Here is a 24,508-nt window from a genome sequence, read left to right as displayed (position 1 = left end):
GTTTATGTTGAGGATCAGCCACTACCTGCGTGCCCTGGCAGGTCATTGCCCCGCCCCGCGTGTCGCGTCCCCGGGCAGCCTGCGGGCACCGGTGGTGATCTGGAACCTGCTGCGACGTTGCAACCTCACCTGCAAACATTGCTACGCCACTTCGGCTGACAGCGTTTTCCGCGACGAGCTGGACACAGAAGCGGCGCTCAAGGTGATCGATGAATTGCATGACGCCGGCGTGCGGGTGCTGATCCTGTCCGGCGGCGAGCCCCTGCTGCGCGAGGACCTGTTCCAGCTCAGCGCCTATGCCCGCGACAAGGGGTTCTTCCTTGCCCTGTCCACCAACGGTACGCTGATCACCCCGGACAACATCGGGCAGATCCACGCCGCGCAGTTCGACTACGTCGGCATCAGCATCGATGGCCTTGAGGCGAGCCATGATGCGTTCCGCCAGCTCAAGGGAAGTTTTGCCCGCTCCATGGCCGCCATCAAGCTGTGCCGCGAGCACGGGATCCGGGTCGGCCTGCGTACTACCCTCACCCAACAGAACCATGCCCAGCTGCCCCAGTTGCTGGCCTTGATGCGCGAGTACGACGTGCAGAAATTCTATCTGTCGCACCTCAACTACAGCGGCCGGGGCAAACGCAGTCGCAAGCTCGATGCCCATCAGCAGATGAGCCGCGAGGCCATGACGCTGATTTTCCAGCGAGCCTGGGACGACATCGAGCAAGGGCGCGACAGCGACTTCGTCAGCGGCAACAACGACGCCGATGCGATCCTGCTGCTGCAATGGGTCGCCCGCCACCTGCCCCAACACGCCGGCACCCTGGAGCAGTTGCTGCGGGCCTGGGGCGGCAACGCCTCGGGGTGCGGCATCGCCAATATCGACAATACCGGCGAGGTCCATCCCGACACGTATTGGTGGCAGCACTCGGTGGGCAACGTACGGCGCACGCCGTTTCGCACCCTCTGGTTCGAACGCCCCGATGCCCTGCTGATGAAACTGCGCGAACACCCTCGAACCGTGGGGGGGCGCTGCGGACAGTGCCGTTGGCTGGCGATCTGCAACGGCAACACCCGCACCCGCGCCTGGGCCGAGGGAGACCTGTGGGGCCAGGACCCCGGCTGCCACCTGCTCGATGAAGAAATCGGCCTGCACGCGATCCCCAGCGTTGCGATGCCCTGTGCCCGATAACCGACGGCGAACCCGTTACCGAACCAAGGAAGTCCCAATGCCTGCCCCCATCGTTCTGCCCGCGGCCCTGCAATCACCCTTCAGACCCGGGGAAGTGGCCCTGGTCGGCGCCGGCCCCGGTGATCCCGGTCTGTTGACCCTGCGCGCCTGGAGCCTGTTGATGCAGGCCGACGCGGTGGTCTACGACCGCTTGATCAGCCCGCAACTGCTCGGCCTGGTTCCGCTGACCTGCGCCCGGCACTACGTGGGCAAGGCCGCCGGTTGCCACAGTCTCCCCCAGCCGCAGATCAACGAGCTGCTGGCCGACCTCGCCGACCAGGGGCAACGGGTGGTGCGGCTCAAGGGCGGCGACCCGTTCATCTTCGGACGCGGCGCCGAAGAGCTGGAATACCTGCTGGCCCGTGGCATCGATTGTCAGGTGGTGCCCGGCATCACCGCCGCGGCCGGGTGCAGTGCCTATGCCGGTATTCCGCTAACGCACCGCGACCTGGTCAACTCTTGCCGCTTCATCACCGGACACCTGCAACACGACGGCGAATTGGACCTGCCCTGGCAAAGCCTCGCGGACGACAGCCAGACGTTGGTGTTCTACATGGGGCTGTCGAACCTGGGCACTATTGCCACGCGGCTGATGGCCGCCGGGCTGGCGGCGGACACCCCCGCGGCACTGATCTGCAACGGCACCCGCCCCGACCAGCAGGTGCTGCGCGGGACCCTGGCGCGGTTACCGGACATGGCGCTGGAGGGCTGCGACGGCCTGCCCACGCTGACCGTGATCGGTCAGGTGGTCGGGTTGTTCGCTCACCAGCCGCTGCATCATCCGGCGTGCCTGCACCCGGTGCGAGCTCAATTGCTACTCTCGAAGGTGGCGCCATGATCCGCTGGTGGCTGGCCCCCTTGGTGTGGATTGGCACAGCCCATGGCAACGAAGCGAGCGTCCCGGACATGGCCTTGGCCGAACGCACTTATCAGCAACATTGCCAACAATGCCACGGGGTGAATCGCATCGGCGGCGCCGGACCGGCGCTATTGCCCCAGAGCCTGAGCCGGATCAAACCCGACGAGATCCGCCAGGTGATCGAAAAAGGCCGTCCGGCGAGCCAGATGGCGGCATTCGGCACCGTGCTGGACGCGGCGCAGATGGACAGCCTGACCCATTACCTCCAACGCCCGCCAGCCGTCGAGCCCACCTGGAACGAAGATGACATCCGCCACAGCCACCGCCTGCTGGCGGATCCAGCCAGCTTGCCGAACACGCCCCAGCACAAGGCCGACCCGCTGAACCTGTTCGTCGTAGTGGAAGCCGGCGACCATCATGTCGATGTCGTCGATGGGGACCGTTTCGAAGTGCTGGCCCGCTTCGCCTCGCACTTCGCGGTGCATGGCGGGCCGAAGTTTTCTCCCGACGGGCGCTTCGTCTACCTGGCGTCCCGGGACGGCTGGGTCAGCCTGTATGACCTGCACAACCTCAAGCTGATCGCCGAGGTACGCACCGGACTCAACACCCGCAACCTGGCCGTCAGCAAGGACGGGCGCTGGGTGCTGGTGGGCAATTACCTGCCCGGCAACCTCGCCGTGTTGGACGCCCGCGACCTTTCGCTGGTCAAGACCATCGAGACCCTCGGCGACGATGGCCAGGCCTCCCGCGTCAGCGCGGTGTACACCGCCCCACCGCGCGACAGCTTCATCGTAGCCCTCAAGGACGTGAAGGAGGTCTGGGAGTTGTCCACCGGGCCGAACCCGGATTTCGTACCGAGGCGTATAAAAGTCCAGGACTACCTGGATGACTTCTCCTTCTCGCCCGATTATCGCCAGCTGCTCGCCACGTCACGCAAGGCCCTGGGTGGCCAGGTCATCGACCTCGATAGCGGCCACGTCGTCACCGACATCGCCCTGCCAGGCATGCCGCACCTGGGTTCGGGGACCTATTGGCGGCGCAACGGGCATTGGCTGTTCGCCACGCCCAACATCAGCAAGGGACTGGTGTCGGTGATCGATTTCGATACCTGGAAAGTCATCAAGCAGATCCCTACTCTCGGGCCGGGCTTTTTTCTGCGCAGCCACGCCAATTCCCGCTACGCCTGGACCGACGTGTTCTTCGCCCCTGGCAACGACGCCATTCACCTGATCGACAAACAGACCCTGGAAATCGCCCACACCCTGCGCCCCATGCCTGGCAAAACCGCCGCCCATGTCGAGTTCACCCGCGACGGCCGCTACCTGCTGCTGAGCATCTGGGACACCGACGGGGCGCTGATCGTCTACGACAGCCAGACACTGGAGGAAATCAAACGCCTGCCCATGAACAAACCATCGGGCAAGTACAACGTCGGCAACAAGATCGAATTCGCCGAAGGCACGTCCCACTGACAAACACCAAGGGCAAGGCTTGCCCGCGATAGCGGTCTATCTGACCCGATGATGTCGGATGGGCCGCCGTCATCGCGAGCAGGCTCGCTCCCACAGTGGTTCGCGGCGTGCCTGAAAGACCGCACTCCCTGGTGGGCCATGAGGAAGGGTCCGGTCAGTGGTTCATCGATGACATGGCCGAAGCCTGTCCAAGTACCTTCTGGTCAATCTCTTCCAGACGCAGCACGCGCCCGCCGGTATCGCCGGCAAGTTTCCGGGCTGCCTGAGCATCGGAGAACGAGGCCAGCACCACGCCCATGGCGCCCTTGAGGCCGGTGCCAACGACGAACCAGGCGGTTCGCGCATCGATCAAGTGGGCGTCATCCGGTGCGTTCCAGTGGCTTTGCCCCATGTCGTGGACATACAGCTTGACGTCGGCCCGATGGTTCTCCGGCTGCAGCCACCAGCCAAGCATTTCCGCTGGCGAGCAAAACTTCTTCACACCGCCCGCCCCCACCGCAGCCCCCTTGGGCCCGGGAAAATCAGTGATCACCATGCCGCACACGTGGCACTCATCATTGGGGTGAAACGCCAGGGCCGCTTCGGTCCCCTTGGATGAGGACACTTTTTCACATCCCACCATCGCCAGGCACACCCACATTGCGGCCAGGAACCGACTCGCCTTAAAGGACACCTTGTTCATTGTTGCATGCTCCCTTACCCATCAGAAATCACGGGCACCGGCGGTTGAACAATCGGTAGGCCAACCACAACGGCACCGCCATCCACAACCCGAGGCAAAGCCAGAGCACCAGCCCCGACACCGGCAAGTCGCCGCCCAGCGCCATGACCGAGGCACCGTTGGAGGCGGCGTCGAACCCCGACAGATTGATCAACCGGTACACATCGGCAGGGTTGAACAACAGCAGCCACGGCAACAGCTCCGGACTGAAGCGGCCCTCGCTCAGCACCAGCAATGCCAACAGCACCAAATCGAACACCAGCACAAAGAAGAACCACACGCCCAGCGCCAGGCCGGCGGCGGTGGATTTTTCCGCCGAAACACTGCTCAGCACATAGGCCAGTCCCAGGAAGACCCAGCCCAGCAGCGTGCTCGACAGCATGAAGCGACCGAAGGCCCAGAGCAGCAGGCTCAACTCGACATCATCGACCCACAGGGCGATGGCGAGCATCGCGCAGCCGAAGCCGATCAGCGTCGCCAGAGCCAGGATGAGGCCATGGCCGACGAACTTGCCCAGCAGCAACTGGCCGCGACTCAACGGATAGGTCAGCAACAGCAGCAATGTCCCGCTCTCGTCCTCGCCGACAATCGCGTCATACGCCAGCAGCAAGGCGATCAAGGGCATCAGGAAAGTTGCCAGGCTCGCCAGGCTCGCTACGGTCGCCGGCACCGAGGTGAACCCCAGTTGACCGGACGCCGCCGCGCCCAGCCACGCGATACCGATTGCCAGCGCGGCGAACAACAGACTGATCGCCAATAGCCAACGGTTGCGCAAGCCATCGCTGAGTTCCTTGCGGGCCATGTTCCAGATCGGGTTCATTGACAGGTCTCCCCGGTTGCCGCGCCGTTCATGTAGTGCCGGTACAAGTCCTCGAGGGACGGCGGCTTGACCTCGACGTCCGTCGGGTTGTGTTGCGCCAGTAACTGGCGCAGCAAGGCCAGTTTGCTGCCGTCCGGCGCGGACACCTGCAAGCCTTGGGCGCCCCAGCCCTGGGCCAGATGCCCTTCACTGCGCCAGTGCTCTTGCAGTTGGCTGGCCCGTGTGACACCCGATGCGCGGATCAGCGTCGGCAGCCCCGCCTCCCGACGCAACCGATCCAGGCTCCCCAGGGCCAACAGGCGCCCTCGGGTCAGGATCGCGGCACGGTTGATGTGAGCCTCGACGCCCGGCAGGACGTGGGAGCAGAGAATGATGCTGGTGCCCTGCCAGCGCAGGCGGTCGAGCATCCGGTAGAGATCCTGGGTGGCGATGGGGTCAAGGCCCACCGTGGGTTCGTCCAGCAATAACAGGCGCGGTTGGCCGAGCAACGCCTGGGCCAGCCCCAACCGTTGGCGCATGCCCTTGGAGTAGGTCCGCACCCTGCGTCGCGCCGCCTCCGCCAGCCCGACCTCTTCCAGCAAGCGTTCGACCTGTGCCGGCGTCGCCCCTTTGAGCCGGGCGAAATGCTGCAAGGTTTCCAGGCCGCTCAACTGCGGGTAGAACATGACGTTCTCCGGCAGGTAACCGAGCATCCGGCGCACCGTCGAGTCGCTGGGCTCACGGCCGAACACCCGCACCCGGCCTTCACTGGCCCGCAGCAAACCGAGTATCAGCTTCATGGTGGTGGTCTTGCCCGCGCCGTTGTGGCCGAACAGGCCAAGCACCTCGCCCTGGGCCAGGTCCAGGTCCAATTCATGCAATACGGTGGCATCCCCGTAGTGCTGGCTCACGCCTTCGATCTCGACGACGTTCAAGATGCGTCCTCCGAAGCACTGTTGCGTTGTGGGGCGAGGACCGGTGGCTCCATCAACGGATGGCGGTCGGTTACCCCTGGGGATTTCATCACCGGGAACGCCCGCTGGACCCAACGCAGCAACTCGATCCCCGGACTGTTCATCAACAGCCGTACCTGCGGGTAGCGCCACAGAAGGCGGTCGACGTTATCGTTGGGTTCATAGGGCACGTCGCCCAGGCCATCGCCATTGCGATCCCAGCCGAGGTAGTCGCTCCAATAATTGCCGCGCCCATCCGCCGACCATTCCTGCAAGCGCGTGGCTACGTACTTGACCTGGCGCTGGTTGCCGGCAAAGACATTCCCGACGATGCGGTTGTCCTCCGAACCGGCGGTCAGATGGATGCCCAGGGCACTGCGCTCGAAGCGATTGCCTTCGATGCGGTTGAACAAGGAGTTGTAGATGAACAGTCCCTTGCCCTCGGCGCCAGTGATCATGGTGTCGCCGGTGGACCCGTCGCGTACGTCGCTGACGACGTTGTCGCGCAAGGTCGAATAAGTGATGTAGTTCATCAGGATCCCGTAGTTCTGGTCCTGTTCGGAGCGGTTGCCGATCACCGTCAGTTGGCGGCTCTGCATCAAGGCGTACCCGGTACGGGTACGCCGGGTGGTATTGCCCAACAGGCGGTTATCGTTGGCAAACATGTAATGCACGCCGTAGCGCAAATCCTCCAGCGTATTGCCCTGGAGCAGGTTGCCACTGGAAGTGTCGATGTAGATGCCGTCACGGGTTTCGCGTATCTGGTTGCCGATGACCCGGGCACCATGGACGGCATACAGATGAATGCCATTGCCACGATCCTGAGAACGTAGGCTCGGGTCACCCTGGATAACGTTATCGATCAGGCTGACGTCCCGTGCGCCATCGACCCAGATGCCGAAGCCCTGACCCTGCATACGGTTTCCCTCGATCACCGCGCCTTGTGCAACAGGCTCGATGAACACGGCGGCATTCATGGCCGTCAGGTCATGGCCCCAAGCCTGAAACGTACAGCCCTGGACCTGAACATTCGGTGCCCGGATAGTCAGGCCATTACCCTCACCCGCCCCCCGGAATACTGCGCCCGGTTCACAGGTGAGGGTCATGGATTGATCGACACTGAACGAGCCCTGGTACTGGCCGGCAGGCAAGCGCCAATGCAGCTCGCCGTCGGCCTGCAAGGGCAGATCGGTGATCGGCTGTGGCGCCGCGAGCACGCCACCGGACACCAGCCAGAGCACCAGCGCAATGACCGGTTGCCGAGCGTCGCTCGCAAGTCGTCGCATGTTCCCGATCATTGCAGTCTCCCGGATCGGCCGACTCAGGCCTTTTCAACCAGCATGCGCCCGACCATTTCCATGTGCAGGGCGTGGCAGAACCAGCTGCAGTAGTACCAGTGCAGGCCAGGCTTGTCGGCGGTGAAGGTAATGGATGAGGTTTGCTGAGGGCTGATCTCCATGCTTACGCCGTGGTTGGTCATGACAAAACCGTGGGACACGTCCTCGATCTGGTCGATGTTGGTGATGGTCACCGTCACTTCGTTGCCCTGTTTGACGGTGAACTCCGTCAGGCCATAGGCCGGCGCCATGGACGTCATGTAGACCCGCACCTTATTGCCGTCGCGGATGACCTTGTTGTCGGTTTCCAGGTTGATGCCATCCTTCTTGGCGCGCTCCACCGTGGGGGCGAAGAACGGGTCGTTGCGGTTCCAGATTTTCTGGGTCTTGATCTGGTCCCGCCGGGCGAGGATGCAGTCGTGGGGTTCGGCGAAGGCCGGGCCGTCATGCACCAGTTTCATTTCGTCGCCGGAGATGTCGATCAACTGGTCGTTCTCCGGGTGCAGCGGCCCGGTGGGCAGGAAACGGTCCTTGGAGAATTTGCACAGCACTACCAGCCATTTGCCGTCCGCCTCACTGGTCTCGGTCAGCGACGCGTGGTTGTGGCCGGGCTGGTACTGCACGTCGAGTTTCTGCTTGATGTAGTTGACCTTTTCGCCCTTGTAGGCGCGGATGGCCTCATCCATGTTCCACTTCACCACCTGGCTGTCGATGAACAGCGTGGTGTACGCATTGCCGCGTCCATCGAAGGTGGTGTGCAGCGGCCCCAGGCCCAGTTCGGGCTCTGCGACGATTACCTCGCGCGGATCCTTGTAGCGGCCCTCGAACAGGCCATCCAGGCGGTCGATGGCGATCATCGAGACAGTGGGCGACAGCTTGCCGTTGGCGATGAAATATTTGCCGTCCGACGAGGTGTTGCACCCGTGGGGGTTCTTCGGCACCGGGATGTAGCGGGTGAATTCGGAGTCCTTGCCATCGGTCTTGCGACCATCGACCACCGGTACCTTGGAGCCGTCCAGGGTAATGAACTTGCCGGCCTTGATCGCCGCCTCGATCCGCGGGATGTTGAACACCACCACCCAGTCGCGTTCGTTGCGCATCATGCCGCCCAGATCGTAGGCTTTCTCCGAGTTGTAGCAGGTGCTGGCAGCGTATTTGCCGGTGTAGTCCGCGTCGGAGTTATCCAGGTTGCCATCGACGATCACCTGGAACGCCATCTCCATTTTCTCGGCATCGATGGCGTTGAACATCGTGTAGCTGTTCTTGTCTTGCAGGTCGAAAGTGCGGCCGTCGTTGGGGTGCGGGATCACGAACTCGGCGTTGGCGAACACATACTTGGTGTACGGCACCTTTTGCAGGCGCAGGCCGTGGATTGCCTGGACGTTGGGCACGGTGAGGATCTTGTCGCACTTCATGATGTCCAGCCGAATGCGCGCGACCCGGGAGTTGGCCTTGTCATTGATGAACAGGTATTTGCCGTCGTATTTGCCATCGGTCATGGAAATATGCGGGTGGTGGCAGTCGCCGTTCTGGTATTTGGCGCTGTCCCCCAGGATATGCTTGCTTTCGTTGGTCAGGCCCCAACCGGTGGCCGAATCGACGTTGAACACCGGGATGCGCATCAACTCGCGCATCGACGGAACCCCCAGCACCCTCACCTCGCCCTGATGGCCTCCGCTCCAGAAACCGTAGTACTCGTCCAGCTCACCGGGCGCGACATGGATCTTGGACTTGGCTTCCTTGGCCGCCGCTGCCCACGACTCGCGGGTGAACGCTCCGGCCCCCAGCGCCGTGGCGCCGGCCAGCACCGCGCCCGTCACCGCGCCCGTGCCAAGGAAGCTGCGCCGGCTGACACCCCTGGGTTCTGGCGCCACCTCGGTGGTGTCGTTTGTCTTGTCGTTCATGCTAATGCTCCATCAAGAATGAATCGGTCGAAGGGAACAGGTCACCGGGTCATGCCGATCAGTGATGTCACACACCTGTGGGAGCAAAGCTTGCTCGCGATTGGGGCAAGGCAGTCGACACTGTATTGACTGGCTATCGCGAGCAAGCTTTGCTCCCACAGGTTGAACTTCACCGTTGCACCACGGGAATCAATTGCGCATCGGTCACGCTCGCTTTGCCGCGCTTCTTGCGCTTGTTGATCAGCGGCGGGCATTTGTTTTCGTTGTGCCAGGTCATCTGGCAGTCGAGGCAGTAGTGGCATTCGTTGGCGTTGATCCGGCCGTCGGGATGAATCGCCTGGATCTCGCATTCCCTGGCGCACAACTGGCAAGGGTTACCGCACTCCTTGCGGCGCTTGAGCCAGTCGAACAGCCGCAGGCGCGTCGGCATCGCCAGGGCCGCCCCCAGCGGGCAGATGTAGCGGCAGTAGACTTTGCGGGTAAACAGATTGACCAGCAGCAGGCCCGCCGCATACGCGACGAACCACCACTGGCGATCGAACCGTAAGGTGATGGCGGTCTTGAACGGCTCGACTTCAGCCAGCCGCTCGGCGGTGGCCATGGACTCCAGCGAGACACCGAACAGCACCAGCAGAATGATGTACTTGATCGCCCACAACCGCTCGTGAACGGCAAACGGCAGTTCGTATTGAGGCATCTTGAACCGGCGCGCCAGTTCGTTGATCAGCTCCTGCAGAGCACCGAACGGGCACAGCCAACCGCAGAACACGCCCCGTCCCCACAGCAGAATGCTGGCGGCGGTGAACACCCACAGGATAAAGATCAGCGGATCGGTGAGGAAAAGCTCCCAACGAAACCCTTCGAACAATGCATGGACGAACGTCAGCACATTGACCACCGACAGTTGCGCCAGGGCATAGCCGCCGAGAAACACTACCGTGAACACCAAATAGCCCCGGCGGACCCAGTGCAGCAGCTTCGGCCTGCGGGCCAGCGCATCCTGGAAGAACAGGATGACGGTGAGCACCAGCAAGGCCACCCCCAGCACGACGATCTCGACGCTTTTCTGATACCAGAGCGTCAGCCACAGGGGGCGGCTGGCCTCCTCGGCCGCCGCCAGTTGCGCGGCCGTGGGCAACGGCCGCTCCAGATACGGCTCAGGCAGTTGGTAGCCAAGTTCGAAGCTGCTGAAGATACCGCTGACGGGGCCGGTCTGGCGGCGCACCAGCAGCTCCAGGCTCCAGGACGAGCCGGGATCGAAACGGTGGGACGCACGGATGATGAAGATTGCCATTTCATCGAACGCCGGCATGTCGTCGAGGGCCACATCATCCAGGCGCTGGAAATCCAGATCGCGGAAGCTGATGGTGTCACCGAACTGGCGCAACACCACCCGGTCGAAAATGCCCCCGCGTACGTAGCCCGAGCCCTTGAATGAATAACGCCCGCTGCCCATTACGGCGATGGCCTGCTCGCCCGGCTTGAGCTCGGCCATCAGCGTGCGATATTGCACCTCACCCAGCAGATTGCGACCGATGGTGGGTGGGTTCAGGTGCGTGACGTACAGGTCGATGAAGGTGTCATCCACCTGCCCGGCACTGGCCATTTCGACCTGCTCGGCCTCGGTGCCCTTGAAGGAAGCATCCACTTGACCGCGGGTCAGCAGCAAACGCCGCACCGAGCCATCCCCGACCAGCGTGTTCCAGTCGGCGGTGTGATAGGTATCTTCACGCACCCAGGCCGGCGCCACGACCACCCCGGAATTGCCTTTGACCAGGCCCAGGGACACCGCGACGTCATGGGCGGCGCGCATGATCACTTCGTTGACCACCATCGCCGTCACGGTGGCACCGGCTATGGCGTCCACCGTCACCGCATCCGGGTCGCTGGAGTGCCCCACGACGACCCGCTGGTTGACCTTGATACCGCTGTAGCGCGCACTGAACCTATGGAGCTTTTCTTCGGCGATGCCGATCAGCAGGATCGGCTCATGGTGTTCGAGCACATAGGCATCCAGAATCATGCCGGCGGGATCGAGGATGACCTGGACGTTGATCGGCTTGCCCGAGTAGGCGGGAATGTTCACGACATCCAGACTCTGGAACACGTAACCCAGAACCTTGCCCGCGGCGGACAGCGTGCGCACCTTGAAGGGGCCTTCAGGCGCGGAGATCGTATCGGTTTTGTTCAGGACATGGCGGATGCGCTGTTGCTGGATCTCGCCGTAATCCCTGGCCTGGGCGAGACTCATGAAGCTCAGCAGGAGCGCAAGCAGTCCATGAAGCCAGAAGCGGGATGGGTACAGCATCACAAAGGAAAGGGTCATGGACGCCAGGGCTTGAAGGCACAATCGTGGCGATGATGCTAGGCGCCGCCCCCTCCCCGGCCCTTGATTGAAATCAACTTGGAAAAACTAAACCTGTGGGGAGGGAGGTGGATGTCCAGCCCTCATCGCGAGCAGGCTCGCTTCCACAGGGTTTTTCTATCGACCACAAAACCTGAGCCCACCACAGCCCCACTGGGGGAGCGAGCCTGCTCGCGATGGCGTCAGCCCGAACACCTCCGATCAGCCCGATCCTCAACGCAACCCATAGGAATAAATACCCACATCCTTGTTGTCATACCAATTGCCGTTACCCCAGATCACCCGATCCTGCGCCGGCTGGAAACCGACGATGCCCAGATAGCCCGCAATGGCCAGGCGTTTCCACGACTGGCCCCAGTCCCTGGAATAAAACACCCCATCGGCCGAGATGCTCGCGTCCGACCACCAATAGAGCCAGCGCGGCGGGTAATGTTCGCTGGTGGTGTTGATCAACAGGCTGTTCTGCCCGACCCAGAAATTCGTCCCGCGCACCCGGCTTTCCGACGCCAGGGGGGCAAACACGCTGGGCAGTTCGCTCAGGGTGCGCCAGGTCAGCGCGGTGGTGTCCAGTTCGGCGACGACGTCGCGGCCTCGATTGCCCTGATCGATAAGGCCAATGACCTTGCCGGCATCGTTCTGGACCAGTTTGGAGACAAACAGGTTGTCGTCGCGCTGTACCTCGACGACTCGCCAGGGCCCTGTTTCGCGTTGCAGGCGGGCCCGCGTGGTCACGTTGAACGCAATGTTGTTGCCGACGCCGTCGGGGTTGCTTGCCCAGAATCGCTGGGACACCCAGATGAAGGCCTGCCGGGCATCCAGTTGCAGCACGTTGGTCTGCACGTCCCCCTGCTCGCCTGAGCCGGTGTGCCATTCATTGATCTCCGGATACTTTTCGTGCACTGACTCAGCAGCTACCAGCAACGGCTCGGAGGCGACAATCGCTGTGCTGCTGGCGCCGCGATCAGCCGAATAGAAAACGCCGGTGGAAACGCTGCCCGAGGTCCCTTCGCTGCTGTCATCGTCCGCAGCACTCGGCCGGCCCCACGCCCAGACTTCGTCCGTACCGTGGAAATAGGGGGTCAGGCTCCAGGCCAACCGATCGGCTTCGGCAAACCAGCCCTCGCTCAACCAAGTCCAGTGTTTACCTTGATCGTCGCTACGAAAGACCACGGTCTGGTTGATGTCGTCGGCGTTTGCGGTATCAGGGCGGTCAAGCCCCGTCAGCAGGAATACGCTGGCGCCGTCCGGACTGGCGACCAGGCAAGCCGCGCCGCTGACGTGGGCCACCAACTGGAATTGCCCCTGGGCGTCCAGGCGAGAAATAAAGGAAGTTTCCTTGTCACGTCCAAGCAAGCCCGGGAAAGGTGCTTGCGGCTCATCTTCGCCCGCTTCAGCCGGTTTGCCATAAACCACTGTGTCCAGGTCCACGACATCCGCAGTGGGCTCCAACCGACTCGCGTCCCCCTCCAGGCGGCCGACCAGCCAGGTGCTTTGCCCGGTCACGACAACACCCGTGCAGTATTGGGTCATCGCACGCTGTTGGATATCCTTCACCACACCTATGCGTTGCTGGTCCGGACTGGCGCCGCCCCACTCCAATTTGGCGCTGGTGATCATCCACATGTACCACAGCGCGGCGGCACCCACTAATGCGGCAAACAGGGTAGAGAACAGCTTTGATCGAGGCATGGGAGGTCCGTATCCTGGGAAATTCCGGGAAGCTTTTCGCATCTCTCTGGCCCGGAGTAAATTTTTTTTTGCACGAGAACGAATGAAGCCGGTCGCATACTGGTCAACGCCTTGAACCAGGTTCAACTCTCCAGGAGGCGCCGTGCCCCCGAAGCCTCAACGCGCCAAAGCAGACGCCCACAAGGAATGCTCCATGCCCTCACGCTCCGGCCCCGCTTCCTCCACATCACAGACCGAAAACACCGGGTTCGTCCGGGTCCGTGGTGCCCGCGAACACAACCTCAGGAACATCGATGTCGATATTCCTCGCGATGCCCTGGTGGTGTTTACCGGCGTGTCGGGGTCTGGCAAGTCATCGCTGGCGTTCTCCACCCTCTACGCCGAAGCCCAGCGTCGTTACTTCGAGTCCGTCGCGCCTTACGCCCGGCGCCTGATCGATCAGGTCGGCGTACCCGATGTGGACAGCATCGAGGGCTTGCCGCCAGCGGTGGCCTTGCAGCAGCAGCGCGGTACGCCCAGCGCCCGCTCCTCGGTGGGCAGTGTCACGACCTTGTCCAGCCTGATCCGCATGCTTTACTCCCGCGCCGGCAGCTATCCGGCCGACCAGCCCATGCTCTACGCCGAAGACTTTTCGCCCAACACGCCACAAGGCGCCTGTCAGGAATGCCATGGCCTGGGCCGGGTCTATGAGGTGACCGAAGACTCCATGGTGCCGGACCCGTCGCTGACCATCCGCGAGCGTGCCGTGGCGGCCTGGCCCATGGCCTGGCAAGGCCAGAACCTGCGGGACATCCTGGTCACCCTGGGCTACGACGTCGACATCCCCTGGCGCGACCTGCCGCAAGCACAGCGTGACTGGATTCTCTTTACCGAAGAAACGCCCACCGTCCCGGTATACGCCGGGATGACGCCGGCGCAGACCCGCTCCGCCCTCAAGCGCAAACTCGAACCCAGCTACCAGGGCACGTTCAGCGGCGCCCGGCGTTACCTGTTGCACACGTTCATGCATTCCCAGAGCGCCCAGATGCGCAAGCGCGTGGCGCAATACATGCGCGCCAGTGCTTGCCCGGTGTGCGAAGGAAAACGCCTCAGGCGCGAAGCGCTGACCGTCACGTTCGCGGGGCTGGATATCGCCGAGCTGTCGCACCTGCCCTTGCTGGAGCTGGCCGAGGTGCTCAAGGGTGTCACGGCACCCGCTTATCTGGAACAGGCCGAAGAGCCCGGCGCGGTCTTAAGCCATCGGCAAACCCGAGAGGCCCGCGAACAGCGTGCCGCCAGAGGCGAAAACCCTCACGCCGGAGGGCCGGATGCGCGCCATACGCCCAACCTGTCCCTGGAAAAACGCCTGGCTGCCCAACGCATCGCCGCTGAATTGCTGGAGCGGATCGTCACCTTGATCGATCTTGGCCTGGGCTACCTGTCCCTGGAGCGCAGCACCCCGACCCTGTCCTCCGGCGAGCTGCAACGCCTGCGCCTGGCCACCCAGCTCAATTCCCAGCTGTTCGGTGTGATCTATGTACTGGACGAACCGTCCGCCGGCTTGCACCCGGCCGACAGCGAAGCCCTGTTCGATGCCCTGCAACGACTCAAGGCCGCGGGCAATTCGGTATTCGTCGTCGAGCACGACCTGGATACCATGCGCCGCGCCGACTGGCTCGTCGATGTCGGCCCGGACGCGGGTGAACAGGGCGGCACGATTCTCTACAGCGGCCCACCGGCCGGCCTCGGAAAAGTACCTGAGTCACGAACGCGGGCCTACCTCTTTGCCGAACGCACCCTCGCTACGCACAGCCCTCGAACACCCAGTGACTGGCTACGCCTGGAAGGCATTACCCGCAACAACCTCGACAACTTGAGCGCGGCCTTCCCCCTCGGCTGCTTTACGGCCGTGACCGGTATCTCCGGTTCTGGCAAATCCAGTCTCGTCAGCCAGGCGCTGCTGGACCTGGTGGGCGCCCACCTGGGCCAGGCCAGCCAGCGCGCCGAACCTGAAGAACAGAGTCTGGAAGACGAACCCCGGCAAACCAGCGGCGGGTACGTCAGCGCCGGACTCGATGCGATCAAGCGACTGGTCCAGGTGGACCAGAAACCCATCGGCCGCACCCCACGCTCCAACCTCGCCACCTACACCGGCCTGTTCGACCATGTGCGCAAGCTGTTCGCCGATACGGAGCAGGCTCGCACGCTGGGATTCGATGTCGGGCGATTTTCTTTCAACGTTGCCAAGGGACGCTGCGAAACCTGCGAAGGTGAAGGCTTCGTCAGTGTCGAACTGTTGTTCATGCCCAGCGTGTATGCCCCCTGCCCGACCTGCCACGGCGCTCGCTACAATCCGCAGACGCTCACGGTGAACTGGCAAGGGCTGAACATCGCCCAAGTCCTGCAACTGACCGTGGACCAGGCACTCGAAGTCTTCCGCGAACAACCCGCGGCAAAGCGCTCACTACAGGTGTTGCAGGACATCGGACTGGGTTATCTGCGCCTGGGCCAACCGGCTACGGAGCTGTCCGGCGGCGAAGCCCAGCGCATCAAACTGGCGACGGAACTGCAACGCAAGGCCCGCGGGGCTACGTTGTATGTGCTGGACGAACCGACCAACGGATTGCATCCCCAGGACGTGGACCGACTGCTGGTGCAGCTCAATCGCCTGGTGGATGAAGGCCATACCGTGGTTGTGGTGGAGCATGATATGCGGGTGGTTGCGCAAAGTGACTGGGTGATCGATATCGGCCCGGGAGCCGGGTCCCAGGGTGGGAAAGTCGTAGTATGCGGATCGCCGGGCGCAGTGGCCCAATGCCAGGAAAGTCGGACGGCGGGGTTCCTGAAAAACGTCTTGAGGACTGAACATTAAAGCTTTTTTAACGAGACTGGCCGTACGGGAAAAGGTGACTATACTGTGCGTCAGTTAATCGTTTCAGTCCGCGTAATTCGACGAAAGCCTCTTCCTCCATGGATGCAGGCGCTCATGCCAGGAGGCGCAATGATATCAACCACACCAACAGAACAGGCCTCCCTCCGGGAGGCGAAACATCATCAAGGCCCTCCCAGGCAATCTGTGACGAACTGCTCTCGCGATCCGATCTTCTCTTGTGCATCGCCGAAGGCCGAGGTCTATCGTTGTTGTTGAAACCTGCACAGCGAACATTGTTCAACACTATTTGGCGCCCCCTGAAGGTAAGAGCCTGGCCGCGTCAAGTCTTTAGTTTAGATATTTCGGCTCGCTTATTATGTTCAAACCCATTTCCAGTCATTTGTTCAATCTGGTCCAAGAGGTAGAAAACAATATCTCGGGCGTGAGCGAAGAGGAGTACACCGAAATATTGGGTTGGATATTTTCAAAACTGGGCATCGAGAAATTCGCTTACGTCCATCTGGAACCGACGCCCTTCAATAATTCGAAAATTTCCATCTATAGCAATTATCCTTCCGAATGGGTTGAGACCTACCGCAAACAGTCGCTCTACAAGACGGATCCCGTCATGGCAAACACTGCCGTCACGGCAACCCCTTTTTTCTGGGATGAAATTCCCGAAGAGATGGACACCCATTCCGACATATTCGAGCAATCAGCCTCGTACGGCATCAAACAGGGATATACCGTTCCTATCCATGAACCCGGTCGGGCATTCGGTTCCCTTCACCTGTCCTCCGAAGAAAACGATCCTGATTTCCCCACCATTGTCCGTTCGAACCTGTTCATCATCAAAGCCCTCAGCATCATTGCCAATCAATATCGCCCCGTGGAAACCACGGTCGAGAGCAACTTGAGATTATCCCCCAGGGAAATAGAATTCCTGCGCTGGTTAGCCTTGGGGAAAAACTATAAAGAAATAGGTTTGATCATGAACATTACCGAACGAACGGTAAAATTTCATGCCAAGCAAATGACCGAGAAAATGGACTGTATCAACGTCAAGCAGGCGATGATCAAGGCCGTTCAGCTTAACCTCGTCTGATATTTATCTTTTATCGATCTACAACCACCTGGCGTGGTTCAGTGACTCGATGCCGGCGAACTCTTATAAAACACACTCAAGCGAACGCCACTTGTGATGCAATATTGAACAGCATCCCACAAGCGAACAAACCGATGACCAGGGATATGGCTCGACTCAAGAACCGCCCGGACACAATGGCATGAAGTTTACGCCCACAGAATGCGCCGATCGCGATCCAGACCAATCCGACCGGGAATATGATAGCCGTGAATAACGACATGAAAGACACATAGTTGCCCAAGGACAAAAACGTGCCGGCCGGAGCAACGAAGGAAACAAAAAACAACCCCTTGGGATTGGTCAATGTTGCCACGAACAAATCCGGCACACTGATACCGGTGGTTTTACCTGGCAGGTGATCCTTGACCGAAAACCACAACTTCAACGAGATATAGAACAGAAAACATACCGCAAAAATCTTGGTGGCAATGACCACCCACGAGTGGTCGGTGATCAGCAGATCGATAAACACGCCCCACATCGTCATCTGAATGATATAAGCCAACCACTCCGCAACGACGAATCTCATGGATCGGGCATTCAGCCCTCGGTTTATCCCTGTCTGCAAAAGCAGCGAATTGGTTGGGCCCGGAACCAACAGGACCGTCATCAGTGAAAGCGCGATATAAGACATAAGGTCATCCATGCCAGGAGCCACGATGGCTCATTTCTTCAGTTCGGCTCGGGTCTATCGATACTAATCAAATTTTTAGTTGTATGACAACAGACCAATTTCTGCCAGTAGAGTAACAACACTAAAGCAACGTTAACGCTGCTTACCGTCTATCCGGTTCCGCCATTAATTAATCCACTCCCCTACCATCCATGTTTCCAAAACAACCTTTCATAAGCTTGTGACCCTTTCATTGCAGGCTGTAACGCGTCTTCTCGCGAGCGTCAATTTTCCGGCCTACAGGATATCAGGGACTTAGCCATACCAGTAGTCAGCGTCAAAAAATCCACCTTGGAAAACTATATCGATCCCGCCCTCTTGCCTCTTGAATCAACACTTTCACATCCTACTGTCTGCCGGTACTTTTTTGGACTCGGCACAATACTAAATTGTCAACTCGGATATTTTGTCCCGGAATACAACCGCATCGCCCTGCCGACAACTAATTAGACTATACACTCTACAAATCCTCGCACTGTACTTTGGGACAGTTGAAATGCCTTAGTGCAAAGTTAACAGTAGCTCCACCGACAGCCACGAAACGTCATTCATGAACTACTCCTCATGCACCTATCGTTTTTTCGGCGTATCTACCCGCATTGCAAGCTACTCGACAATTCCGACTAAAACGCTCGAACAAATACTGGCCATTCGCAAAGCCGCATTTATCGATAGAAAGAAGTGGGACATAGGAAGTTATCAGGGCACGGACTACGAATGGGATGAATACGATGATGCTGATGCGATCTATATATATTCCCATCTAAACGATTGCGTGACCGGATGTGTTCGGTTACGCCCTTGCAGCAAACCGACGCTCTTGAGCGGCGCCTTGAGTTTCATTCTTCCCAGCGACAAAAACAGACCCCACCCCCACACTTGCTGGGAAGCCACACGCTTCGCACTTTCCTCCGACAGATCAGCTTCTGGAGAATTGACCCATGCCTATGTAGACGCACGTACCGCAGCACTTTTTCTCTCAATGATGAAGTTCGCCCACCGGCAAAACATTGCTCTTTATGAGGTGGTCGTGGATACCCTGATGGAAAAAATCCTGAAGCGTTCCGGCTGGCCCGTGGAAAGGCATAACACAGCAGTGGGCTCGAAAGGCGAAAATATCATCTATGGAACACTGTCCTGCACACTTTCCACTTACGAGGGCGTCCTCAGGAAGAACGCAACCCACACCACACTATATGAACCATTCCTTATGACGAACCGTTCGTCAGACACACTCCAACCATCCATCGATATCGGTCAAATGCGCCCCGACCGAAACATTCCAGCAAAAATACATATGCACACTGAGCTGCATCTATAAAACAAACTTCTGGTATGAAATTGGAGAAAGGATGAACCTGCAAAGACTATTCCCGCACGTTGGCAAAGTCATTGCCAGTACCGGCAGTCGCCACTTTCCGCGCATGTTGCACGACTTGATACTTACGGAAATTCCCGTCGATGCAACGCATATCACTGAACAAAGGATAGGGACTGCACACATTGCAGAACCGAGCACTTCCAGTATCGGCTTTGTCGGCATGGACAACACTTGCGTCGATGCCGTCATGGATACGCATACCGCAAAACCGTTTTTCCTGGCCGAAGATATTCTCTTTGAAGACGCCACCCCGCAAAAAGTACCGAATTTCTCCCGGTGCCTCTTGAAACCTGGACAGGCGAGCAGCCCATCCAGCCACAACACAACCACCCAACTGCATCTGACCACTCGAAAAAATGGCCGTCGTTATGTGTTGTCCGTCTACCGATCCCCCTTTTCCAAGGGTTTCACTGCACAAGAGCACGCCCTGCTGAAGGATTTTTCCTGCCTCTTGTTGCCCATGGTGGAAGAACACGTCGCCGCCCTGGTTCCGCCGGAACCCCATCGTCATGACCCGAGCCTCCCCCTCGAAGGACCGGAAAATGGCGGAATGGAAGCATTGCGTCAGAGATTCGCCGACCGACTACAGCTGTCCGGGCTTACTCTCTCTACCCGCGAGACTGAAGTATGCGTGGGTTTACTCGCCGGGCGCACGGCACCTGAACTTGCGGAGCAACTCAACCTTAAAGTCAACACAGTCGAAAGCTATCTGAAACGCGCAGCCATAAAAATGGGTATTGGCGGACGCCGTTCACTCATCCGCTGGATGCACTCGATGGATGCCACGCCACCGGGTATTGAATGGAACGCTGCCCCTCCTATTCGCCAGGCCGTCTGAAAACGTTCCCCAATCTTAGGCGCTGTACGAAAACTCGCCGCTCGGCGATTTTTCGTACAACCCCTAACTCGATCAATCCAATCGAGCAGTATTGGGGATCATGACTCCCTCAGTCCCTCAGTCCCTCAGTCCCTCAGTCCCTCAGCCGCCGAACCTTCTCTGTTCGTTACCCCCGCAAGACGCTTGAACCATTCCAGTACATCGTCCACGTAAGTGAAGATTACCGGCACCACCAACAGACTCAGCAGCGTCGATGTCAGCAGCCCCCCCATAACGACCACGGCCATCGGCCGCCTGAAACTCGGGTCCTCGCCCATACCCATTGCGGTCGGCAACATACCGGCACCCATCGCAATAGTGGTCATCAGGATGGGCCGGGCGCGCTTGTGGCAGGCATCGACCAGCGCGTCGTACCGCCCCAGGCCATAATCGCGGCGAGCCATGATCGCGTATTCCACCAACAGGATGGAGTTCTTGGTCACGATACCCATCAACATCAGCAAGCCAATGATTGACGGCAAGGAGAAGCTGAAGTTGCACACCAGCAACGCGATCAATGCCCCGCCCAACGAGAGGGGCAGCGCCGAAAGAATCGTGGCCGGTTGCAGGAAGTCGTGGAACAGCAGCACCAGCACCGCATAGATGCAAAACACACCGATGGCCATGGCCACGCTGAAACTTCCGAACAACTCCGTCATGAGCTGCAACTCACCCTGCTCCACCGGCTTGACCTCAGGCGGTAGATTGCGCATCGCCGGCAGCTGGCTCGCCTCGGCCATGACCTCCCCCAGGTTGCGGCCATTGAGTTCGATGGAAAGGGTGACATTGCGCAGGCGATCGAGCCGACTGATCTGCGCCGGACCGCTACCCAGACTGATCTCTCCCAGCGACGCCAGCGCGACCTGGCCGTCCCGCCCGGTCACCCGTAGCTGGTTGATGCTCTGCAGATCATCGCGCAACAGGGTATCCATCCGCACCCGCACATCCACCTGACGCTGGGACAGGTTGATCTTGCCCAATTGCGAGGAATACTCGCCGTAAGTCGCCATGCGCAAGGTATCGGCGATCTCCTGGCTGGTGACACCCAGTTCCGCCGCGCGGGCGAAGTCGGGGCGCATCTGGATTTCCGGCCGCTGCAGGGCGCTGCTGGACGTGACATTCCCGATTCCACGCAGCCCGCGCAACTGCGGCTCAAGGGCATTTGCGGTGCGCTCCAACAGCTTGCCGTCGTCACTGGCCAATACGATGTTGAGCTTCTCGCCGCTGCCATCCCCCCCAACATTGACCCGCACTCCCGGCAGCGTACGCAACGCCTCACGCATCTGCGCCTCGACTTCCACTTGTCTACGCTCTCTCTGGTCGCGCGGCACCAGGTCGACCGTCAACGCCGCATCGCCAGCACCGGTGATATCGGCGGAGCCGCCTCCCGAACTGCTGGCAGTGCCTACCGCGACGAACACGTGTTGGACGTCCGGGATGGCACGCAGCCTGTCGCTGGCCTGCAACGCCATTTCGGTGGTTTGTTCCAGCGTCGTGCCGGGTGGCAATTCCAGCGTAATGTTGCTGTGACCCGCGTCCTGTGGCGGCAGGAAGCTGGTGGGCAGCAACGGAACCAACGCCAGGGCACCGATGAAGAACAGGCTGGCCAGGAACATCGTGGTCTTGCGTCGAGTGAGGCTGGCATGGATCCAGCCCAGGTACCGGGTCATCAACGGGCCGTCGTGGGTTGCGTCCGTTTTCGCCTTGAGGAAATACGCGGCCATCATGGGCGTCAGTACCCGAGCCACCAGCAACGAAAACAACAGGGCCACCGAGGCGGTCACGCCGAACTGGCGAAACAGTTTGCCAGCCACACCGCCCATGAACGCCGTGGGCAGAAAGACCGCTACCAGGGTCGCCGTCGTCGCGAGCACAGCCAGGCCGATTTCGTCTGCCGCCTCGGTGGCGGCTTGAAGCGGCGTCTTGCCCATGCGCAGGTGCCGCGCGATGTTCTCGATCTCGACGATGGCATCATCCACCAGTACGCCGATAACCAGCGCCAGCGCCAACAGCGACACGGCATTGAGCGTGAATCCGGCCAGGTACATGACCCCGAAAGTGGGAATGATCGACAGTGGCAGCGCCGTCGCGACGATAAGGGTGGCGCGCCAATCGCGCAAAAACCACCCCACCACCAACACCGCCAGCAGCATGCCCTCATACAGCAGGTTCATCGAGTCGTGGTAATTGGCGAGAACGGCCCTGACCGTATCACTGGCTTCGGTGATTCGCACATTGGGGTGTTGCTCCACGAACGTGGCCATGGCCGTGCGCACATCCTTCGCCACACCGACGTCGGAAAAGCCCAGTGACCGGGTGACCTGGAAACCGATGACCGGTTTACCATCGCGAAAAGCCCGGCTGCTGCGCTCGGCATGGGTATCGCGAATATCCGCCAGTTGATTCAACGCCAGCAGACGACCGTCTCCGCTGGGAATATCGATGGCGCCCAAGGCCGCCGGATCATCAATGGCACCCAGGGTCCGCATGGCCTGTTGACCGCTGCCCAGGTTGCCCTGACCGCCGGAGTTGTCCTTCTGCATTGCCCTCAATTGAGCCGCGACATCGGCAACGCGGATACCCAGCCCGGCCATCAGGGCCGGATCGAGGTTGACCTGGATTTCTCGGTCGACGCCGCCGACTCGTGAAACCAGCGCAACCCCCGGCACCGACAACAGCTTCTTGCTCAGCTCGTTGTCGACGAACCAGGACAAGGCTTCTTCGTCCAGGGTGTCGGAGTCGATGACGTAGGTCAGCAGCGGCGAAGCGCTGGTGGTCAGGCGGGAAACCGAGGGTGTGTCCAGGCTGGCGGGAAGTTGCGGCATGGCACTGTCGACCGCATTGCGGACTTCGTTGAGGGCCTCGTTGCCATCCTTGTCGATGTCGAAAGTGATACTGATGTTGACTGCCCCGTCGGTGATCACCGTGGTCACATGCTTGAGCAGGCGCAAAGATGTGAGCTTGTCCTCGATCTTGCGTGCCACCTCTGTCTCCAACTGTTCGGGAGCCGCCCCTTCCAGCGAGGCATTGATCACCACCACCGGCAGGTCCATGTCGGGAAAATCCTGGATGGCCAGTTTTCCGAACCCCAGCAGGCCGAAGAGCGTCAGCAGGATGAACAGCATGACGGCCGGGACCGGATAACGGATCGACAGGGCTGAAATATTCATGGCTGCGCAACCTGGGATTGAACGACGGTGACGCTGGCCCCGTCATTGAGAAAGGCCCCGCCGGCGCGCACGATACGGGCCGGTTCCTCCAGGCCGCCGAGAATTTCCACGGCCTGATACAGGCGCCTGCCCACCGTCACGGGCCTCTGGACGACGTGCATGTCGTCGTTGAGCGTGAACACATAGGAGCGGCCGTCACGCAGGATGACGGCGGTATCCGGCACCGTGAGGGCTTCGCGGGCGGGCAACTCGATCTGGCCACTGGCGTACATGCCGGCCTGGGCGGGACTGTCGCTTGGCAGGGAGATATAGACCAGTGCCCGACTGGTCTTGGTGTTCAGCGTTGGAGAGACCAGCCGCACCCGCCCTTCCACGCTTTGCCCGCCCGGCAAGGTCAGGCGCGCCACTTGTCCGGCCTGTACCTGTGCGAGCTGGCGGGCGTCGAGCTCGGCTTGCCATTCGATGCGGCCGTCGCGCACCAGGCGAAACAGCTCATCGCCGGCCGCCACCACTTTTCCGAGCAATGCGGTACGCGCGGAAACGACGCCATCGTCCACCGCCACGATACGCGTCTGCCGCAACCTGATCCGGGTACTTTGCAGCTCCGCCCTGGCGCCGGCCAGATCGGCCTCGGCGAGGGCCACTTTGATTCGGTAATCTTCGCGCTGCTGTTCCGACAATGCTCCGCCCTGGCCGACCACCTTGGCACGCCGGTCGTTGGAGCGGGCCTGCTCCAGATTAGCCACCGCCTGGGCGACGAGCGCCACCTGCTTGCGCTCCTCGGCCAGCACCGAATCAGAGGCCAGAGTGGCCAGCAATTGGCCCTTGCTGACCCGGCTACCCACGTCGGCTTCAAGGCTGGCGATGCGCAGGTTGCCGGTCTCGGCATTGATGACCGCCTCCTGCCAGGGGGCCAGCGCCCCGCTGGTGAACAGCAATTGCGGCCACAGCTGACGCCGTGTCTGGACCACCTCCACACTCAGGCTGCTGGCCGTGGGAGCAGCCACGGCCGGTTCGGCGCCACGGCGAATTGAAATGAAGATCACCACAACCGCCAACACGACGGACGCCAACAGGATGTTACG

General features: G+C 60.7%; 17 protein-coding genes. 7 read left to right on the top strand and 10 right to left on the bottom strand.

The window, feature by feature from the left end; all coding sequences use genetic code 11:
- Positions 1 to 4 precede the first annotated feature (4 nt).
- From nirJ to AD666_RS09600, 3 genes are read left to right on the top strand one after another with little or no spacing between them, the layout of a single operon-like run.
- Positions 5 to 1,186: a heme d1 biosynthesis radical SAM protein NirJ gene (nirJ, locus tag AD666_RS09610; protein ID WP_053150823.1), complete on the top strand. Its 1,182-nt coding sequence runs from the start codon at positions 5 to 7 to the stop codon at positions 1,184 to 1,186.
- A 37-nt stretch (positions 1,187 to 1,223) separates the two neighbouring features.
- The gene (gene cobA / locus AD666_RS09605) at positions 1,224 to 2,063 is read left to right on the top strand and encodes a uroporphyrinogen-III C-methyltransferase (RefSeq protein ID WP_053150820.1); all 840 of its coding nucleotides are present in this window, start codon (positions 1,224 to 1,226) and stop codon (positions 2,061 to 2,063) included.
- A complete protein-coding gene (locus tag AD666_RS09600; protein WP_053150817.1) occupies positions 2,060 to 3,556 on the top strand; it encodes a nitrite reductase in 1,497 nt (498 codons plus the stop codon). The genes cobA and AD666_RS09600 overlap by 4 nt, the downstream gene beginning before the upstream one ends.
- Before the next feature lie 154 nt (positions 3,557 to 3,710).
- On the opposite strand, the gene AD666_RS09595 is transcribed toward AD666_RS09600, so the two are convergent.
- The 7 genes from AD666_RS09595 to AD666_RS09565 all read right to left on the bottom strand — a co-directional run bounded on the left by AD666_RS09595 (position 3,711) and on the right by AD666_RS09565 (position 13,324).
- On the bottom strand, positions 3,711 to 4,238 hold the full coding sequence (locus AD666_RS09595) for a nitrous oxide reductase accessory protein NosL (protein ID WP_053150813.1): 528 nt from the start codon (positions 4,236 to 4,238) through the stop codon (positions 3,711 to 3,713).
- A gap of 28 nt (positions 4,239 to 4,266) precedes the next feature.
- Positions 4,267 to 5,097, bottom strand: coding sequence for an ABC transporter permease (locus AD666_RS09590; RefSeq protein WP_053150810.1), 831 nt, complete (start codon positions 5,095 to 5,097; stop codon positions 4,267 to 4,269).
- The gene (locus tag AD666_RS09585) at positions 5,094 to 6,011 is read right to left on the bottom strand and encodes an ABC transporter ATP-binding protein (RefSeq protein ID WP_053150807.1); all 918 of its coding nucleotides are present in this window, start codon (positions 6,009 to 6,011) and stop codon (positions 5,094 to 5,096) included. The genes AD666_RS09590 and AD666_RS09585 overlap by 4 nt, the downstream gene beginning before the upstream one ends.
- Positions 6,008 to 7,315 (bottom strand): nitrous oxide reductase family maturation protein NosD, encoded by a 1,308-nt coding sequence (locus AD666_RS09580; protein WP_371259571.1) that lies wholly within the window; start codon positions 7,313 to 7,315, stop codon positions 6,008 to 6,010. Before AD666_RS09580 ends, AD666_RS09585 begins: the two co-directional genes overlap by 4 nt.
- A 35-nt stretch (positions 7,316 to 7,350) precedes the next feature.
- A complete protein-coding gene (nosZ, locus tag AD666_RS09575) occupies positions 7,351 to 9,270 on the bottom strand; it encodes a TAT-dependent nitrous-oxide reductase (RefSeq protein ID WP_053150803.1) in 1,920 nt (639 codons plus the stop codon).
- A 169-nt stretch (positions 9,271 to 9,439) separates the two neighbouring features.
- Positions 9,440 to 11,596, bottom strand: coding sequence for a transcriptional regulator NosR (gene nosR / locus AD666_RS09570; RefSeq protein WP_256222559.1), 2,157 nt, complete (start codon positions 11,594 to 11,596; stop codon positions 9,440 to 9,442).
- 252 nt (positions 11,597 to 11,848) lie between these two features.
- Positions 11,849 to 13,324 carry a hypothetical protein gene (locus AD666_RS09565; RefSeq protein WP_053150801.1) on the bottom strand — a complete coding sequence of 492 codons (1,476 nt, stop codon included), beginning with the start codon at positions 13,322 to 13,324 and terminating at the stop codon, positions 11,849 to 11,851.
- 193 nt (positions 13,325 to 13,517) lie between these two features.
- Here AD666_RS09565 and AD666_RS09560 point away from each other — a divergent pair, with 193 nt between their 5' ends.
- Both AD666_RS09560 and AD666_RS09555 read left to right on the top strand, forming a co-directional pair.
- Complete coding sequence (locus AD666_RS09560; RefSeq protein WP_053150798.1) at positions 13,518 to 16,175, top strand: excinuclease ABC subunit UvrA; 2,658 nt, start codon at positions 13,518 to 13,520, stop codon at positions 16,173 to 16,175.
- A gap of 376 nt (positions 16,176 to 16,551) precedes the next feature.
- Positions 16,552 to 17,280, top strand: coding sequence for a LuxR family transcriptional regulator (locus AD666_RS09555; protein WP_053150795.1), 729 nt, complete (start codon positions 16,552 to 16,554; stop codon positions 17,278 to 17,280).
- A 76-nt stretch (positions 17,281 to 17,356) separates the two neighbouring features.
- Here AD666_RS09555 and AD666_RS09550 read toward each other — a convergent pair whose 3' ends face one another.
- A complete protein-coding gene (locus AD666_RS09550; RefSeq protein ID WP_053150790.1) occupies positions 17,357 to 17,956 on the bottom strand; it encodes a LysE family translocator in 600 nt (199 codons plus the stop codon).
- 589 nt (positions 17,957 to 18,545) lie between these two features.
- On the opposite strand from AD666_RS09550, the gene AD666_RS09545 reads away from it, so the two are divergent.
- Together AD666_RS09545 and AD666_RS09540 are read left to right on the top strand one after the other, a co-directional pair.
- A complete protein-coding gene (locus AD666_RS09545) occupies positions 18,546 to 19,316 on the top strand; it encodes an acyl-homoserine-lactone synthase (protein ID WP_053150786.1) in 771 nt (256 codons plus the stop codon).
- Positions 19,317 to 19,347: 31 nt separating this feature from the next.
- The gene (locus tag AD666_RS09540) at positions 19,348 to 20,214 is read left to right on the top strand and encodes a helix-turn-helix transcriptional regulator (RefSeq protein ID WP_053150783.1); all 867 of its coding nucleotides are present in this window, start codon (positions 19,348 to 19,350) and stop codon (positions 20,212 to 20,214) included.
- 125 nt (positions 20,215 to 20,339) lie between these two features.
- Here the strand turns inward: AD666_RS09540 and AD666_RS09535 are convergent, their stop codons facing one another.
- On the bottom strand, positions 20,340 to 23,423 hold the full coding sequence (locus AD666_RS09535) for an efflux RND transporter permease subunit (protein ID WP_053150780.1): 3,084 nt from the start codon (positions 23,421 to 23,423) through the stop codon (positions 20,340 to 20,342).
- A complete protein-coding gene (locus AD666_RS09530; RefSeq protein WP_371259575.1) occupies positions 23,420 to 24,502 on the bottom strand; it encodes an efflux RND transporter periplasmic adaptor subunit in 1,083 nt (360 codons plus the stop codon). The genes AD666_RS09535 and AD666_RS09530 overlap by 4 nt, the downstream gene beginning before the upstream one ends.
- Positions 24,503 to 24,508: the final 6 nt, after the last annotated feature.

Origin of the sequence: Pseudomonas sp. Pf153 (genome assembly GCF_001269775.1) — a bacterium.
GTDB classification, from domain to species: Bacteria; Pseudomonadota; Gammaproteobacteria; order Pseudomonadales; family Pseudomonadaceae; genus Aquipseudomonas; species Aquipseudomonas uvaldensis.
This window is presented reverse-complemented; position numbering and strand designations above follow the sequence as displayed.